12 protein-coding genes are annotated in these 15,666 nt (G+C 51.1%); 6 read left to right on the top strand and 6 right to left on the bottom strand.

Annotated elements, in window-relative coordinates:
• Nucleotides 1-33: 33 nt before the first annotated feature.
• The 3 genes from HNV11_RS11850 to HNV11_RS11840 all read right to left on the bottom strand — a co-directional run bounded on the left by HNV11_RS11850 (nucleotide 34) and on the right by HNV11_RS11840 (nucleotide 1,540).
• Nucleotides 34-345: a hypothetical protein gene (locus HNV11_RS11850; protein ID WP_171739865.1), complete on the bottom strand. Its 312-nt coding sequence runs from the start codon at nucleotides 343-345 to the stop codon at nucleotides 34-36.
• Nucleotides 346-486: 141 nt separating this feature from the next.
• Nucleotides 487-1,152 (bottom strand): mannitol dehydrogenase family protein, encoded by a 666-nt coding sequence (locus HNV11_RS11845; protein ID WP_171739864.1) that lies wholly within the window; start codon nucleotides 1,150-1,152, stop codon nucleotides 487-489.
• 76 nt (nucleotides 1,153-1,228) lie between these two features.
• Nucleotides 1,229-1,540: a hypothetical protein gene (locus HNV11_RS11840; protein ID WP_171739863.1), complete on the bottom strand. Its 312-nt coding sequence runs from the start codon at nucleotides 1,538-1,540 to the stop codon at nucleotides 1,229-1,231.
• A gap of 971 nt (nucleotides 1,541-2,511) precedes the next feature.
• Between HNV11_RS11840 and HNV11_RS11835 the strand changes: the two genes are divergently transcribed.
• From HNV11_RS11835 to HNV11_RS11815, 5 genes are all read left to right on the top strand, one after another.
• Nucleotides 2,512-3,546 (top strand): LacI family DNA-binding transcriptional regulator, encoded by a 1,035-nt coding sequence (locus HNV11_RS11835; RefSeq protein WP_171739862.1) that lies wholly within the window; start codon nucleotides 2,512-2,514, stop codon nucleotides 3,544-3,546.
• 566 nt (nucleotides 3,547-4,112) lie between these two features.
• Complete coding sequence (locus tag HNV11_RS11830; protein ID WP_171739861.1) at nucleotides 4,113-5,279, top strand: DUF4856 domain-containing protein; 1,167 nt, start codon at nucleotides 4,113-4,115, stop codon at nucleotides 5,277-5,279.
• 97 nt (nucleotides 5,280-5,376) lie between these two features.
• A complete protein-coding gene (locus HNV11_RS11825; protein ID WP_240163951.1) occupies nucleotides 5,377-6,498 on the top strand; it encodes an imelysin family protein in 1,122 nt (373 codons plus the stop codon).
• A gap of 4 nt (nucleotides 6,499-6,502) precedes the next feature.
• Nucleotides 6,503-7,852: an HTTM domain-containing protein gene (locus tag HNV11_RS11820; RefSeq protein ID WP_171739859.1), complete on the top strand. Its 1,350-nt coding sequence runs from the start codon at nucleotides 6,503-6,505 to the stop codon at nucleotides 7,850-7,852.
• Nucleotides 7,830-10,253 (top strand): TonB-dependent receptor, encoded by a 2,424-nt coding sequence (locus tag HNV11_RS11815; protein WP_171739858.1) that lies wholly within the window; start codon nucleotides 7,830-7,832, stop codon nucleotides 10,251-10,253. Before HNV11_RS11820 ends, HNV11_RS11815 begins: the two co-directional genes overlap by 23 nt.
• A 185-nt stretch (nucleotides 10,254-10,438) precedes the next feature.
• On the opposite strand, the gene HNV11_RS11810 is transcribed toward HNV11_RS11815, so the two are convergent.
• A complete protein-coding gene (locus HNV11_RS11810) occupies nucleotides 10,439-12,484 on the bottom strand; it encodes a type 1 glutamine amidotransferase family protein (protein WP_171739857.1) in 2,046 nt (681 codons plus the stop codon).
• A 221-nt stretch (nucleotides 12,485-12,705) separates the two neighbouring features.
• On the opposite strand from HNV11_RS11810, the gene HNV11_RS11805 reads away from it, so the two are divergent.
• The gene (locus HNV11_RS11805) at nucleotides 12,706-13,314 is read left to right on the top strand and encodes an RNA polymerase sigma factor (protein WP_171739856.1); all 609 of its coding nucleotides are present in this window, start codon (nucleotides 12,706-12,708) and stop codon (nucleotides 13,312-13,314) included.
• A gap of 12 nt (nucleotides 13,315-13,326) precedes the next feature.
• Here the strand turns inward: HNV11_RS11805 and HNV11_RS11800 are convergent, their stop codons facing one another.
• Together HNV11_RS11800 and HNV11_RS11795 are read right to left on the bottom strand one after the other, a co-directional pair.
• Nucleotides 13,327-14,247 carry an SMP-30/gluconolactonase/LRE family protein gene (locus tag HNV11_RS11800; protein ID WP_171739855.1) on the bottom strand — a complete coding sequence of 307 codons (921 nt, stop codon included), beginning with the start codon at nucleotides 14,245-14,247 and terminating at the stop codon, nucleotides 13,327-13,329.
• Nucleotides 14,248-14,302: 55 nt separating this feature from the next.
• Nucleotides 14,303-15,586, bottom strand: coding sequence for an amidohydrolase/deacetylase family metallohydrolase (locus tag HNV11_RS11795; protein ID WP_171739854.1), 1,284 nt, complete (start codon nucleotides 15,584-15,586; stop codon nucleotides 14,303-14,305).
• Nucleotides 15,587-15,666: the final 80 nt, after the last annotated feature.

Below are 15,666 nucleotides of genomic sequence, written 5' to 3'. Positions count from 1 at the left end.
GGCTAAAAAACAGGGCAACGATCCCAGCACCGTTCAGGCGTATACAACAGGTCGTTGCACCTCATGAACCGGCGGAAGATTTGCTTTACGGCAGCGGATTGCCTGGGCGATGGTGATGACCTGCTCGGCCTGCCGGCTCTGCTCTTCGATGCTGGCCTGGTTGTAGGCCTGCTGGCCGCCCGGCTCCCACTCAAACAGCTCGGTCTTGGCATCATAGATGCCTACCGGCGTCCGGCGGCTGTCCTGCAGCAGTGTTTGCAGCACAGTTCGGGCCTGGGCGTAGCTGGTGCAGCCAATATGGTGGTACTGCTCCTGGAGCAGGTAAAGTACAGAGTATCGTTTCATAACGTGAGCGCTTGTACAAATCGGCGGGCAGGATACTGAAAAACGTAACCCTGCCCGCCGATTAACTTCCTGATATTCTCTTTACTTAACCGAAGAGGTTGCTGGGTTGTTTAATAATACCCACCGGTTGCCTGGCGACCGCTAGCTGCAAGAGCTACTTTCCGACACCTCCGGCTGAGTTTCCCAGAAGGCACACAAAGCTTGTTTTAGCGAAAAGACAAGTCCATAGCAGGCAATCTGGATACGATAGATTTTATACGGTGCAACCAATTGCGGAAAATCCAGCAGATTAGCCGCTGCGAAGGGCGACATGGCTAAAAACGCCGTCGTGTCGAGATCATTCACCCGCAGCCAGTCTTCATCAGTCAGGTGTGGTTCATCGACCGTATAGATTTCCCCTTTATCATCCATGCCGGTATGCAGATAATGGCCATAAGCGGCCAGCAGAAACGCCAGGCAGGAAATCTCCCGCCCTCGTTTAAGCCGATCAAGCAGAATTGGCAAAATAAACGCCGAAAGTCTGGACGCGCCATCCCGACAGAGTTCTTCCAGCTCGGTGTCGGACGTCGTATCTGTCAGCTGAGCAAGTAACGATTCGTTGCCTCCCCCGCTTAAACCGGAAAGCCGCCTTGAATCCGGGCAATCTTGGGTGGCATTCAGAAAGGCGTTCAGATACGCATTGAACAGGCGATCCTGCATAGCCTCCTGTACGGTTCGGTATCCGGCCAGATAGGCGGGATACGATAGCATACACTGCGAAGCATTCAGCAGATCGGTTGTTGATTGGTTTTGAATGGTAGTCAGCATATTCAGTTGGATTTAGCTGGTCTAATTATTCCTGGAAACCTAACCGGAAAGTGTCCGGGTCTTCGAAAGACTTAGTTCAGGCGAAAAAGCTGGGACGCTGGAAGTTTAGTGCCGGATGCCAGCTCGCGTCGCGACGCCGTAATGCCTGGGCGATGGTGATGACCTGCTCGGCCTGCCGGCTCTGCTCTTCGATGCTGGCCTGGTTGTAGGCCTGCTGGCCGCCCGGCTCCCACTCAAACAGCTCGGTCTTGGCATCATAGATGCCTACCGGCGTCCGGCGGCTGTCCTGCAGCAGCGTTTGCAGCACGGTTCGGGCCTGGGCGTAGCTGGTGCAGCCAATATGGTGGTACTGCTCCTGGAGCAGGTATAAAACTGAATAACGTTTCATGTCAGAATGATCTTGTTGGAGATGAATGCCCGTGACCGGGCGATACAGACTTATACGCCGGTAAACCGGATCGTATTACGTCAGGATTAATGCAGTCAGTCAATGTAGATTGGCTATCGTCAGCCGCCGGAGATTCTGTGTTTAAGCCCCCGATGCGCTTGCTTTTGCACGAATACCCAATTGAACAAAGACGATTTAACTGCTGCGCTGTCGACCAGCCGGCCTTTACGGTATGTTTGGTTTGATAATTAGCCGGTCGTTCAGGTATCAATTCGAATCACATGCCGATACTGGATTTCAACGCAATATTGTTTAAGGTTGGCTTATCCGATGGCTTCCACCCGATACTGATGGTTTAGTGGATAGCCAGTTCTCCCCAAACGGGGCGCCATGTCGGCTCAGGGCTTCAAATACCTCTGTCCATTGGCTGAGACTCTTAGCCAGCGTTTGTCTAGATAAAAAGCGAAAGTTGGCCAGAAAGGCCTTTTTTATAGTAATGTGTGTCAGTTCCATGGTCAGTTTGTTGCTTGTGCATCAGTCTGGTGATTCAACGATTCCTTCCTGATAAACCCCGGTCTGTTGCTTGTCATTGGGCGAACGTGATTGCCCGTGAACAGGCGTCAATCCACTTGTTACGCAGTTGACCAGATTCAACCTACCTCGACAGCTTTGATCCGTTGTATAAATCGATGTGATTAAACGAGAGATGATCTCCGTTTCATTTAACTCACTTACGCTCAAGGCTTCAGCAAAGAAACGGACTCGGTAGGACAAAAGTTTAAACGTTTAACCAATAAACGCTCTTTATGGGCAAATTTCCTCGTATAACCATCCATATATACAATAATAATACAATTAATATGACCAATTTAGAATTATTTTATGAAGTTTCAACCCCTACGGCTCTCTTATGAAACAATTTCATGTTTAAACGATTAAATAATTTATTGAATTATTTTTATGTTGCAGATATGGCAAAACGAACTTCCTTAAAGGATATAGCTCAGCTGGTAGGGGTTTCTACGGCTCTTGTTTCTTACGTTCTGAACAACAAGCGGGAGAACCGGATCAGTAAGGCCGTTGCGCAAAAAATCCGCAAAGCCGCTCAGGAGTTAAATTACCAGCCCAACCAGATCGCTAAAAGCCTGAAAACCAACAAAACCCGCACGTTGGGTTTGTTGGTAGCCGACATTGCCAATCCGTTTTTTTCTTCTCTGGCCCGGTATATTGAAGACGAAGCCGACCGACAGGGCTACACGCTTATCTTCGCCAGTTCGGATGAGAATCCTCAAAAATTCCGGAAGCTGATAAACACCCTGCTCAGCCGGAACGTTGATGGCTTACTGATCGCCCCTCCCGAAGGTACGCAGGATCAGATCATTCAGTTACAGCAACAGGCGACCCCTTTCGTGCTTATTGACCGCTATTTTCCCGACCTGCGGACCAGTTACGTGGCCCTGGACAATCATCAGGCAATTTATCTGGCCACGGAGCACCTGATCCGGTCCGGCTTTCGGCGAATCGGCATGCTTACGTTCCAGACGGAGCTTACCCACATTAATGAACGCACGAGAGGTTACCGATCAGCCTTGAACGACCATCAGATTCCCTTCAAAAAACGCTGGCTGAGGGAAATCAGCCGTAGTAACCTGATACCCGAAGTAGCTAAAGCGATTCATGAGCTTACGGCCGGGCACAATCCCGTAGAAGCGATCGTGTTCGCGTCGAATACGCTGGCGTTATGTGGCTTACGGCAGCTTAAATCGCAGTCCATTCGCATACCCGATAACGTAGCCGTTGTCAGTTTCGACGAAACGGATATTAATGATCTGTTCCATAGCCCGCTCACCTATGTTCGGCAGCCGCTACAGGAGATGGGACAACTAGCCACCCGGATTTTATTGGAAACGATGTCCGCCAATAATCGAATAACGCAGGCAAACCTTCCGGCAACACTGGTCGTCCAGGCATCAACCCAACCCCTGGCTGTTAGTCTGCTTGATTAAAACCCGGCAAGATACCTCTACACAGATTGATCCGTTCTGCTCTATCTTCAACCAGACCGCCAACGTTTGTTTATACTTTAATTATAACCCTGGTAAAAACATTCGTTTCTATTCACACATCCGGCTGATCGTCAAAGCTTTTGTAATCCTATCATAATCTTAGTTCAACATCCTGTGCTGTAAACATGGTTATCAAACTGGCGGATCAATCTTGCTACTAACTCTGCCGCAATTCCACTTTCGATAAGGTTGCCTATGTCCCCAGCAAAGCTTCTTTATATACCCTCATTTTAACTGAATGCTGTTGAGATTCAGCCTTGAAGAAATATTCTGCTATTGAAAAACTGTGCTTGTTCCTAACGAACAACCTTTTGATTCCTCAGGTGCTGTAATAGCTTTACCGATTGATAGAGAAAGATATTGAAGGAAAAAATTACATCTACTCATCAAATACGTTAGCCCCAGTAGGTAATATGATAAAAAGTTATTTGGGCATTTTATTTGTATTTAATCTAAATAAAGAAGTTCTTTGTGCAGGTTTTGACCTGTTCTAATTCGCAGATACCATGACTTCACGTTTTCTACGCTTTTCAACTCTGTCTGTTATTCTCCTGACTACCAGCCTGTGGTCCTGCTCTACCGAGAAAGAAACCACCGTTACACCCCAACTTCGACCGAAGATCGACTATGCCTCGCTCTCAGACACAGCAACGTATGCCACCCGTTTTCTTGATGAGAAGAAAACGTCGACTGTTGATCTGACCAATGGCAGCAATCGCCTGTTGATGTTTCGGGCTATTAATACCTACAATGGAACTGCGGCCAGCACCGGGGCTACATTAGATGCCATCCAGCTTAAAAATATGTTTGCCAATGCCAGTAGTCCTTTCTCTGGTTCGCTCACAACTCTGAACACCTCGGGCGTGCAGCTGCGCAGTGTGACGGCCTCATCACTACCCGCAGGGGAAGCCGAGAAAGAACGCCTAACCATTGAGTCTGGCTTCACGGCCATGGCTAACGCCAGCAAATCGGTAGGCCAGACGGCGTCTGAAGGCAAAGCTGGCAAGTTAGGCACCTACCTGGTTGATGAGAAAGGCATTGAATGGGCGCAGATTATTCAAAAGTCGCTTATTGGCGCCTTTCAGCTAGATTATATTGCCAACGTGCTCCTGAGTGACAAAAACCTGTCGGCAGACAACTCCACCCTGGTTGCGGGCAAAAACTACACAGCTCTGGAGCAGAACTGGGATCAGATCTATGGTATCCTGACGGCCAACCCCGTTTACGGCGGTAAGGCTACGACCACCTCCTCGGGCGAAAGCTTTCTGGGCTCCTACCTGTGGGAATATAATAAAGATGGTTTTGCCAAGATTCATCCGGCACTACTGAAAGGACGGGCAGCAATTGTCAATAACGACCAGCAGACGCTGAAAGCTCAGGCTACGTTACTACGCACCGAAATGGAAAAAGCGGTGGCTTCTGCCGCCGTGGGCTATCTGGGCAAATGGAAGACGGGCACCACCGATGCGGCTCGGGCCCATGCGATTGGTGAGGGCCTTGGCTTTATTTACAGCTTACGCTACGCCAAATTGAATGGTGGGGATGCCACCTTCTCGGATAACCTGTTAACTAACCTGGTGTATGCAGCTCCAAATGGTTTCTGGGGATTGACCAACACCAAAATTGATGCAGCCGCTGACGCCATACGCATTGAGTTCAAACAGCTCAATTAATCACTTCTTAATTAAATCCTTTACCGGAAGACAACTTGTCTTCCGGTATCTCTATTCTATGGCTATGCGACAGCGCACGTGGAAATCGGTTTTTTTAATGGGAATACTGATCGGCATTTTGTGGGCTTGCTCGACAAAGAGCGCTCAGGAAACACCGAACCCTCAGCCCACGGACGGGGCGGGCACGAATCGCCAGGCAATGCTTACGAACATCGCTGATAACATCATTCTGCCAGGCTACGCCAATTTTGAAACGACCTTTGATGACATGCTCACCAGGGTGGATGCGTTTACCGCTAAGCCAAGCAAAGCAACGTTATCGGATCTGCGCCGGGCTTGGGCTACGGCGTATACAGAATGGCAGAAAGTAGAGTTGTATGATGTTGGACCCGCCGAAAGGCACACGCTTCGCAATTTCTTTAATATATACCCGGCCAATGGCATTGGCATTGAGGAGTACATTAGCATTGGAGCCTCCGCTCCGCTTGACGTACCGGCTGCGTATCCCCGTCAGGGTTTTCCGGCCCTTGACTACCTGTTGAACGGATTAGATTCCGGCGATGAAGCGATTGTAGCTCGCTATACATCGGCGCCTGATGCGGCCAAACGGCTGGCGTACTTAAAGCGCATTACAACGCAGATGAAAACGCTCTTCAATACCGTTTACAGCGAATGGACGGGGGGGTACCGGGATACGTTCGTGAACTGCACCGGCCTGGATGCGGGCTGCTCGACCTCCAAGTTAGTCAACGGTTACGTAATGCATTATGAGCGCTATATCCGGTCGGGTAAATTCGGTATCCCATCCGGAGCGATGACCAATGGCACGCCTATGCCTGATAAGGTAGAGGCCCTTTACAGCAAAGGGCTTGGCTTGACTCTGGCCAAAGCGGCCCATACAGCAGCTGTTGATTTCTTCAATGGCAAAGGGGTTAAAAACGGACTGGAAGGGCCCAGTCTGAAAACCTACCTCAACGGGCTGAATGCAAAGGATAGTCGTACAGGCACTCTTCTGACCGACCTGATCAACACTCAGTTTAACTCAGTCCAGGATCGGCTTAACACCTTAAAGCCGTCTCTTTACGACGAGGTAACCCTCAATACAGCGGCTGTGACGAGTGTATATACAGAGATGCAGAAGGCCATCCGCATGCTTAAGGTGGATATGACCACGGCCATGAGCATTACCATTACCTACACAGATAACGACGGCGATTAAGCAGATGGGGGCTTATCTACACAAAACGACATCGGTAACCCCGCTGGTGGTTTTTCGAATGATCTTTGGTCTAATGCTCCTGGGTAGCATCATACGCTTCTGGAGTAAGGGCTGGATCGACGAGCTCTATATACAGCCCACATTTTTTTTCCCTTTTTACGGGTTTGAATTTATCAAACCTTTAGGTTCCTATACGTACTGGCTCTTTGCTATTTGTGCTGTGGCAGCTCTATTGGTGGCTTTGGGCTGGTATTACCGGCTTGCAGCAATAACCCTTTTTCTGAGCTTTACTTATATTGAGCTAATTGATAAGTCTACGTACCTCAACCACTACTACTTCACCAGTCTGGTTTGTCTGTTGTTAATTGTCCTGCCCGCGCAGGTATACTTTTCCGTTGATGCTTATAAAGGACGCGTAAAACCTGGCCATCAGGTTCCGGCCTGGACCATCGATTCCCTAAAACTGCTCATTACTATTTTATATGTGTACGCTGGCCTGGCCAAGCTAAACAGCGATTGGCTGTTCCATGCCCTGCCCCTGCGTATCTGGTTACCAGCCCATAATGATCTGCCCTTGGTTGGCTTCCTGTTAAATGAAGAATGGGTTGCCTTTGTTTTTAGCTGGATCGGCTGTCTGTATGATCTGAGCATTCCCTTTCTACTCTGGTACGCCCCGACCCGGCTCTTGGCTTATGTCGCCGTTGTGCTTTTTCATGGTCTGACAGCCCTGCTGTTTCCTATTGGCATGTTTCCCTACATTATGATTGTTACGGGACTGCTTTTTTTCTCCCCCGACTTCCACCAACGCGTGTTAAACCGACTGGCCCAGTGGCTGGCCCTGCCGCAAGCGTTCATGGAATCCACACGGCTGTCCCGGTATACACCGCCAACCGAGTTTTGCATACTGATTCTGCTGCTCTTTTTTTTTGTGGTACAACTGTTGCTTCCTTTTCGCTACCTGCTGTATCCAGGGGAGCTTTTTTGGAGTGAGCAGGGTTACCGCTTTTCCTGGCGGGTTATGCTTATGGAAAAGGCGGGATATGCTCAGTTTACGGTGAAAGACGACCGGGGGCATCAGGTGGTCGTGAATAATTCTACCTTCCTGACTCCATTGCAGGAAAAGATGATGGCTACTCAGCCGGACATGCTCCTGCAATATGCCCACCTGCTACGGAACCATTATGCGCAGCAGGGCTTTCACCAACCACAAGTGTATGTGGATTCGTACGTAGCGCTGAATGGCCGGCTGGGTAAACCACTGGTTGCCCCCACCATTAACCTGGCCCGACTGGAAGACTCGTTCGCTCCAAAAACGTGGATTACCCCTTTTGATGATGAAATCATTGGTTTCTAATTTTTTTTTCTTTTGGCTGCTTTCCTCGTTAGCCTTTGGGCAATATAACCTATCAGGCAGAGTTGGATCACGAGCTGACAGCACCGGCCAGGCTGGTTGCCGGGTTTATCTGGCGAATGGCCGTCTTGTCACCACCACGGATAGTTCAGGACGGTTTGAGTTTACCAATCTGGCGAATGGCCAATACACGTTACAGGTGATCCATCCAGACTTTTGGGTTGCAAAGATGGACGTATCCATCCACAATGGGAACAGATACGTAAGCCTGTGGCTAAACAGCCGAACCCAAACGCTGGACGAACTGGTGGTCACGGATAAGCGAACGGATTTTGGCTTTACCCGCATGCGGGGGGTAGAGAACATGGGAATTTATGAAGGAAAAAAATCCGAGGTAATCATTCCTGAGCAGTTAGTAGCCAATCTGGCTACTAACAATGCTCGCCAGATCTATGCCCGTGTAGCTGGCCTGAATATTTATGAAAATGAAGGTGCTGGCCTGCAATTGAGTATTGGTGGGCGTGGATTGGATCCCAACCGAACAGCTAATTTTAACGTACGTCAGAACGGTTATGACATCAGCGCCGATGCGCTGGGCTATCCTGAGAGTTATTATACGCCCCCGGTTGAAGCCATTGGTCGGATACAGATCGTCCGAGGAGCCGCTTCCCTGCAGTATGGAACTCAGTTTGGGGGGCTACTCAACTTTGTCATGAAAAAGCCCGTTACGAACCGCAAACTAGAGCTGACGGCTCGCCAGACGCTTGGTTCATTTGGCTTTTACAACGCTTTTACGAGTCTCAGCGGTACCGTAGGCAAGCTAAGCTACTATACGTTCTTTCAATATAAGGTGGGGAATGGCTGGCGCCCGAATTCCCACTTCAGCAACTATACAGCCTATGGCAATGTGAACTATCTCATCTCGCCTAAAACAACCTTGGGTGCTGAGCTGACCCAGATGAGCTATCTGGCCCAGCAGCCGGGTGGCCTGACCGATGCCATGTTTCGGGAGAATCCCCGACAGAGTAACCGGGAGCGTAATTGGTTTGCCGTTAACTGGACGCTGCCTGCCCTGCATTTTGACCATAAATTCAGTGTCTCGAGTGAGGTTAATGTAAGGTTATTTGGGTTGTCAGCTTACCGGTATTCCTTAGGGTTTCGGCCTAATCGGGTGGCCAGTCCGGATGATTTAAGTGAGCGGGACCTGATAAAAGGCGACTTCGCCAACTGGGGTGCTGAGGCCCGCTATTTAAAACGTTACTCCATAGGTTCTCATCAGGCCGTGGGGCTGGTAGGCAGCCGGTACTACCATGGTTTTAATCACAACGTGCAGGGATTAGGTAGTAAGGGAAAGGGGCATGATTTCTCGTTTATTGATGAGCAACAGGGTATCTCATCCGATTACCGCTTTCCGAATAAGAATGTAGCTCTGTTTGCCGAGAATATCTTTTATATAGGCGATAAGTTTTCGCTCACTCCGGGCCTTCGGTATGAATACATCCTAACCCGGGCCAACGGCTTTTACGGTACGCTTACCCGGGATCTGGCGGGTAATATCTTAAGTGCCAGCCGTACCCCCGAAGAGCGTATGAACGGTCGTCAGTTCCTGCTGGGTGGATTGGGGCTGAGCGTTAAGCCGAGCAGTCTTCTGGACCTTTATGCCAACCTATCCCAGAATTACCGCTCCATTACCTTCAGCGACATGCGCATTGCCAACCCTTCGCAGGTAATTGACCCCAATCTAAAGGATGAACGTGGCTATTCGGTTGACGTAGGCGTGCGAAGTACACAGACTACCCTCTACAGCTTTGATGTAAGTGGTTTTGTGCTTAACTATAACAATCGCATTGGGGAAGTGCAGTTTTATGACCAGAGCGATCGGGTTCTCCGGCGCCGGAGTAATATCGGCCAGGCGCTGATTCTAGGCTTGGAGTCCTATGCAGAGGCAGACCTGCTGCGACTGCTCCAACCTCAACGTACCACCCTCAGTGGGGTTCTGTTTACTAATCTGGCCTTCATCCATTCCCGCTATGCAGTCAGTGAAATTCCCGGGGTGGTAGGTAACCGGGTTGAGTTCGTACCGGCTGTTAACCTGAAGACGGGAGTCCGGTTTGGCATAAATAACCTTAAAACGTCGCTCCAGTACACCTACCTTTCTGAACAGTTCACGGATGCCACCAACGCCCGTGAGGGTGGTGTATCGGCGGTTATTGGTCTAATTCCGGCCTATCATATACTGGATGCGAGCTGCTCTTACCAGTTCCGTCGTTTTCGGCTGGAAGGAAGCCTTAACAATTTAACCAATGTCTTTTATTTTACCCGGCGAGCAACCGGCTACCCAGGCCCGGGCATCCTGCCCTCTGACGGTCGCTCACTTTACCTGACGCTGCAGGTAAGGTTATAGGGTAAGCTAATCTATAGGTTCATAAAACTTAACTATCCTTTAAAGAGAACCTATAGATCACCAGTACCCGGTAACTGGGGTTATTTGTGGCTAACCTCAAAAACACTTAGTTACTTACAGCAACTTCTCAGTTTTTAACGTTATCGGCTACATCAGTCAATACCGCTAAATGAGTTTTCTCTCGGTTAATTAACTACAACCAGGATAGAATGAACTGCCAGCTCGGGTACCGTTAGGGTACATACGCCATGGCTATAGCTAAACGGCAGAACCTTGTTTTCAGGTTGCTGCACAATCCGGCCGGGTTTTCGGTCCAGCCGCAACCGAACCTTAATCGCCTGCAACGGCGGCACCTCATCGTACGTAAACACCTCTTCGTTGGCGTGACGCCCCCCCGTATTGATCAGGTTTACGGCCAATTGCTTATGCAGCCGGTTGACCGCTACGTGCACCAGATTCGTGCCGCTTATCTCAACGATTGGATTGGGAAACAGTGGCTTTACCAGCCCGGCTACCAGCCTGCGCAGGTTGGGGGCCTGATGCCGGATATAGTCCCGGCCGATATTCGCATACAGACCGGTAATGGTTCCTTTTCCCAGCTGTCGGCTCGTGGCCAGAGCCCCTTCACTCGTTTTGACGTATTGATCGGCAAAGGCCGTGATGAGAGCAGACCCGCCCGGCGGCAATTGTACGGTCTGAATTGAATCGGACAGAGTCGTCACCTGACCGTCAACCGAAACCCAGGTGGTCTTTTTCCGGGCGGGGCCAGCGGGGATTACGCCCAGCTCCGTCCAGAAATTTCTGGTAGCCCCGGCGCCAATGACCAGCAGGTTGCCACCACCCTGCACGTAGTCGAGTAACTCTTTTTGAAAGGCATCGGTCAGGTAGGGCCACTCTGGTATCACAATTAAGCCGTAACGTTTCATATTGCCGTGCAGATGATGCTCCATCAGGATTTCGGTCGGATACTGGGCGTCCATCAACGCCGTAGTGATCCCCAACACCCCAGCATCGCGGCCCCCGTCGTACAATCTGCGGTTATACTTGCGAAAACTGGCCGACGAATATAGCACGGCAATCTGCGGTACTGCTATGGTGTACTGGCAGTAGGGTTGGCGGGCGCGGATAAACCGGGCCAGTTCGGCCATGACCGGCCAGTCCTGACGACTAATCGACGCGTCCCGGTTCTGAAGAAAATAACTCTGCACACCTCCGCCCATCGCCATGATCTCGGCGGCTTCCTGCTGCAATTGCAGAGCCGTCTTGGGGTCGCCCGATGAGCCGGGGGGCGTAAAACTATGATAAAATCCCCACGCCATCAGGTCGTAAGGTTTTTGATAGAACCGCGACTGCGAGGCCATCACCCGGGCCATCAGTACCGCCGAATTGACGCTATTGCCGGGCGTCAGGTCGCCGGACAAAAAATCGACATCAATGGTCACCGGTTCCGGCATCATCGACGAAAAGGCCCAGTTGGAGCAGACCTGAAACTGGGGGTTATAGCGGTGCAGCGCGTCGGTGTAATGCCCCACGTAATCGATGAACGATTGCCGGGCGAAATTTCGGAATGATTCATAGGTAGGATCATTTGGCGAAATGGGCCGGGTCTGAAGGCCGGTTCTGGCCCTGAAGGCCGCCAATGCCTGGGGCGAATAGTCGGGTTCGGTAGCCCAGCATTCGCCATCAACCCAGACGCCATCCACACCATAGTCGGCAATTTCTTTAAGTTGCGGGATCAGTAGTGAATCGACATAAGCGCTATGCACTGACATCTTGTCGGGATTACGTTGCCCGTCGGCGTTGACGACGGCCCACTGCGGAAATTTTCGGGCGGCTGCCTGGTCGAAAACGCCCGAGTAATGCACGTACAGCGCCACCCCATGCCGCCGGGTTACGTCCCGAAATAGCTGGAGTGGATTTTTGATAAAACTCTGAGCGCTGGTCGTGGTCGGAACCCGGCTCGGGTAGCTGGATATGCCCGGATGCCCTTTGCAGTCCACCTGAATAAAATCGGGCTTGACCAGCGTAAGCAGCGAATCAATCCGCCCTTCGGTTAGTGTTTGTCCAATGTTGAGATCACCGGCTCCGGCGTGAAAATCGAAGTGCAGTCCGAAGAAGCTTTCGCTCCGGCGCAGCGGGGCTCTGACTGATGTTGATGGCGCCGAACCAGACTGAGCCAGCACGTCACTAAGGATTAATACTGTCAGGAAAAGCGAAAGTGTTTGTTTCATTCGTGATAAGGTACCCAGTCCAATTCTTAAGGCGATTTAGCCCTAAACCTATTGGTGTCCGCGCAGGCCGGTGGGTTTTTACTCAGTCGTTTACCTTATACAATAACAAGTTCTTTCTGTTCTTAAAGAGGGAATATTTGCCGGACGGCGGCTTACACAGGTTTTTATTCGCAATTTTTCTATATTTCCGTTTCTTTACAGGTAGAACAGGAAGAAGTATTTTGGATCAGCGGCAGCGTATTATTGACGAGAACGAATACTTACTGAAACTCTGGTTTAAATCACAGACCGGAGACAAGGTCGCCTTTTGCCAGTTGGCCGAGACGCAGTATCGCTCCCTGTTCAGTTACGCCACCAACTTCACCGACGACCGCGAATTCATCAAGGACTCTATCCAGAACATATTTATCCGCATCTGGGAAAAACGAGCATCCCTCACGATTCAATTTGTTTCAATCTACCTGTTCAAATCGCTCCGGAATGAACTGATGCAGGAATTTCGACGGAGCAAACAACCGTTTTCGTCGGTATACAGTCAGGAAGTTAGCGAGTTGTCGGACTGGCAGACGGTCGAAACGGAGATCGAACAGACGGAGACCGACTCTGAAAGCCAGCGCCGGATTCGTCAGGCAATCGATACGTTGCCCAAACGCCAGCAGGAAGCCGTTTTCCTGAAATTTTACAAAGGACTTGAGAATGACCAGATCGCGGAACTGATGGACATTAACCGACAGTCGGTCGCCAACCTGCTTTACAAGGCGCTGGTCGCCCTGAAAAGCCAGATGACCTTTTTCAATTACTGGGTCATTACGCTGGTGCTGCTTACCTGACGAACCCCTTTTTTACTTCGTATTCAGAACCCACTCCTGCCCCGGCTCGTCCACCCGGAACGTTTCGATATTCCCCTGGTCCTGGAGCGTTACGTAGGCTGTGCGCCCGTCTTTGCCACCGAAGGCGATGTTCGTCGGTTTTTTTCCTATCAGGGCGATTTCCTGAAGGAGCGTTCCGGTCGGAGACACTTTCGCAACGGTACCCTTGCCGTACCGGACAATGTAGAGGTTTCCTTTGGCGTCGCAGCGCATCCCATCCATGCCAAAATCAGGAAACTCGATCAGCAGCCGTTTGTGGCTGATCTGCCCGGCGGCCGACAGATCGTAAGCCCAGACTTTGCGCTGGGCCGACTCGTTTACGTACAGGGTTTTATTGTCGGGGCTTACTTCAATGCCATTGGTCGTACCCATGTTGGCTTCCAGCAGCGTAACCTCGCCGGATGGGTCAATGCGCCAGATGTTTCCGGTGTTGGCTTTCCAGTTCGGATCGCTCGCGTACAAGCGGCCTTTGCGGTCAATGGCAATGTCGTTGGGCTGGTTCATGCGGGACTCGTGCGCCAGAACACGCACCTGCCGACTACCGGACTTAACTATCAGGATGTTATGCTTCGGATAATCAGCAATGAACATGTCGCCCTGCCGGTTGAAGCGGATTCCGTTGCCGATACTGCCTTCAGGCAGCTCGACAAACACGCTGGTCTGACCTGTCTGGGTCACCTGGCCAATAGTCCCCTGCCGTCCGAAATTAACCGCGTACAGCATACCGGACTGATCAACGGCCGGCCCTTCCACCCCAGACGTAAAACCATTCGCCTGGGTAAAAACGCTGGATTTGAACAGGATTTCGGCGGGTTTGTCCTGAGAAACAGCCGTACCGATGGCTCCGGCAATGACTAACGTAACAAAAAGAAGAACAGAACAGGGATTTTGCATGGCAAATAGGTGAGCAGCAAGAATTGGGCGAATTAGCAGGATGGATTGCCGGGGCTCAGGAACGCGGTTTCTGGGTGACGACGACCGGGTTGGCAATGCCGTTGAGATCATACACGATCCGGCCGTTCCGGATGGTCATTTCGCAGGCCAGTTTCTGTTTGCCTTCAATCTTATGGCCCGTGTAATCAAAGAACCCGAACATACCCGTATCCCGCACCTCAAACTTGCCCTCGTGCAGCTTCAGAATGGCGACATCGGCCACCGACCCCACCGACAGATGCCCCAACTCTTCGCGCCGGATGGCTTTGGCCGGATTCCACGTACTGGCTTTAATGACGCTGGGCAGATCCATCCCCATCGCCAGAAACTTCGACATCACGTTCAGCATATCTTTCATGGCGTTGTTCATGCTGCCGGTATGAATATCGGTACTGATCGTGTTAGGCAGGAAACCGCTTTTGATCGCGGGAATAGCCTGTGAAAAGGCGAAGCTGATACCGCCATAGCCTACGTCGAAGATGAGCCCTTTTTTCTGGGCCTCCCAGACGAACGGTTTCACTTTGTTGGTGGTCACGTCTACAATCGCTTCGCGGGTTTTCAGCTGCCCGAAACAGTGGGTAAAGATATCGCCCGGCCGCAGGTGTTTCAGAAAGAGGTCTTCGATCGACAGCGTGGGCGTGCTCCCGCCGAAATCAATCATGACCGGAACGTTGGCCAGCTTCCCGGCTTCAACCGCGCGGTCGGTTGGAGTCCAGTCGTAGCCGTTGAAGTGGGCCAGCTTGACGCCGACGACCTGTTCGGGGTATTTCTTGGCCATCTCGGCCGTTTTGCCAGCATCCATGTCGGCGATGTTCTGCTCGAATGTACCGCCCCGCATGCCGCTGCCGACAATATTGAGCAGAGCCAGAACCCGCGTCTGTGAAAGGTCGATGGTCTGTTTCTTGAACGTCTCAAAATCACGCCAGCCCGAACAACCCGCGTCCACAATGGTCGTTACCCCATTCCGGAACGTAAAGCCATCGGGCGGAAGCGCATTGGGACCGTTGCTGTAGGTCTGGTCCAGATTGGTGCCGAAAAAAACGTGCGTATGCATGTCAATCAGGCCGGGCGTTACGTAGAGCCCCCGGGCATCGACGACCTGAATGGCGCCTTTGGGATCAATATTTCTGGCGACCTGAACGATCTTGCCGTCGTTAATGGCGACGTCCATAATGCCGTTGATGTTATTCTTCGGATCGATGACGTGACCGCCTTTGATGACGACGCTATAGGTCTGGGCTACGGCCAGATTCACCAGCGAGCAGAACAGGGCAACAACTAAAAGTTTGATTTTTTTCATGGGTTGAGGGCCAGCCAAGGTCGGGGTTAAGCTCCCGCAGGTCCGCTCCTGATTGCGCGGACCTGCGGACAAGCGAATAT

The sequence above is a fragment of the Spirosoma taeanense genome (assembly GCF_013127955.1).
In the GTDB taxonomy this organism is placed as follows: Bacteria; Bacteroidota; Bacteroidia; order Cytophagales; family Spirosomataceae; genus Spirosoma; species Spirosoma taeanense.
Note: the sequence above shows the minus strand (reverse complement) of the source record. Positions and strands in the feature narration are given on the sequence as shown.

What these genes read in the sequence shown, in the direction of transcription:
- HNV11_RS11800 (WP_171739855.1), bottom strand. Translation starts at nt 14,247, where the DNA reads ATGCAAAATCCCTGTTCTGTTCTTCTTTTTGTTACGTTAGTCATTGCC.
- HNV11_RS11825 (WP_240163951.1), top strand. Translation starts at nt 5,377, where the DNA reads ATGGGAATACTGATCGGCATTTTGTGGGCTTGCTCGACAAAGAGCGCT.
- HNV11_RS11810 (WP_171739857.1), bottom strand. Translation starts at nt 12,484, where the DNA reads ATGAAACAAACACTTTCGCTTTTCCTGACAGTATTAATCCTTAGTGAC.
- HNV11_RS11820 (WP_171739859.1), top strand. Translation starts at nt 6,503, where the DNA reads ATGGGGGCTTATCTACACAAAACGACATCGGTAACCCCGCTGGTGGTT.
- HNV11_RS11845 (WP_171739864.1), bottom strand. Translation starts at nt 1,152, where the DNA reads ATGCTGACTACCATTCAAAACCAATCAACAACCGATCTGCTGAATGCT.
- HNV11_RS11815 (WP_171739858.1), top strand. Translation starts at nt 7,830, where the DNA reads ATGATGAAATCATTGGTTTCTAATTTTTTTTTCTTTTGGCTGCTTTCC.
- HNV11_RS11850 (WP_171739865.1), bottom strand. Translation starts at nt 345, where the DNA reads ATGAAACGATACTCTGTACTTTACCTGCTCCAGGAGCAGTACCACCAT.
- HNV11_RS11840 (WP_171739863.1), bottom strand. Translation starts at nt 1,540, where the DNA reads ATGAAACGTTATTCAGTTTTATACCTGCTCCAGGAGCAGTACCACCAT.
- HNV11_RS11835 (WP_171739862.1), top strand. Translation starts at nt 2,512, where the DNA reads ATGGCAAAACGAACTTCCTTAAAGGATATAGCTCAGCTGGTAGGGGTT.
- HNV11_RS11830 (WP_171739861.1), top strand. Translation starts at nt 4,113, where the DNA reads ATGACTTCACGTTTTCTACGCTTTTCAACTCTGTCTGTTATTCTCCTG.
- HNV11_RS11795 (WP_171739854.1), bottom strand. Translation starts at nt 15,586, where the DNA reads ATGAAAAAAATCAAACTTTTAGTTGTTGCCCTGTTCTGCTCGCTGGTG.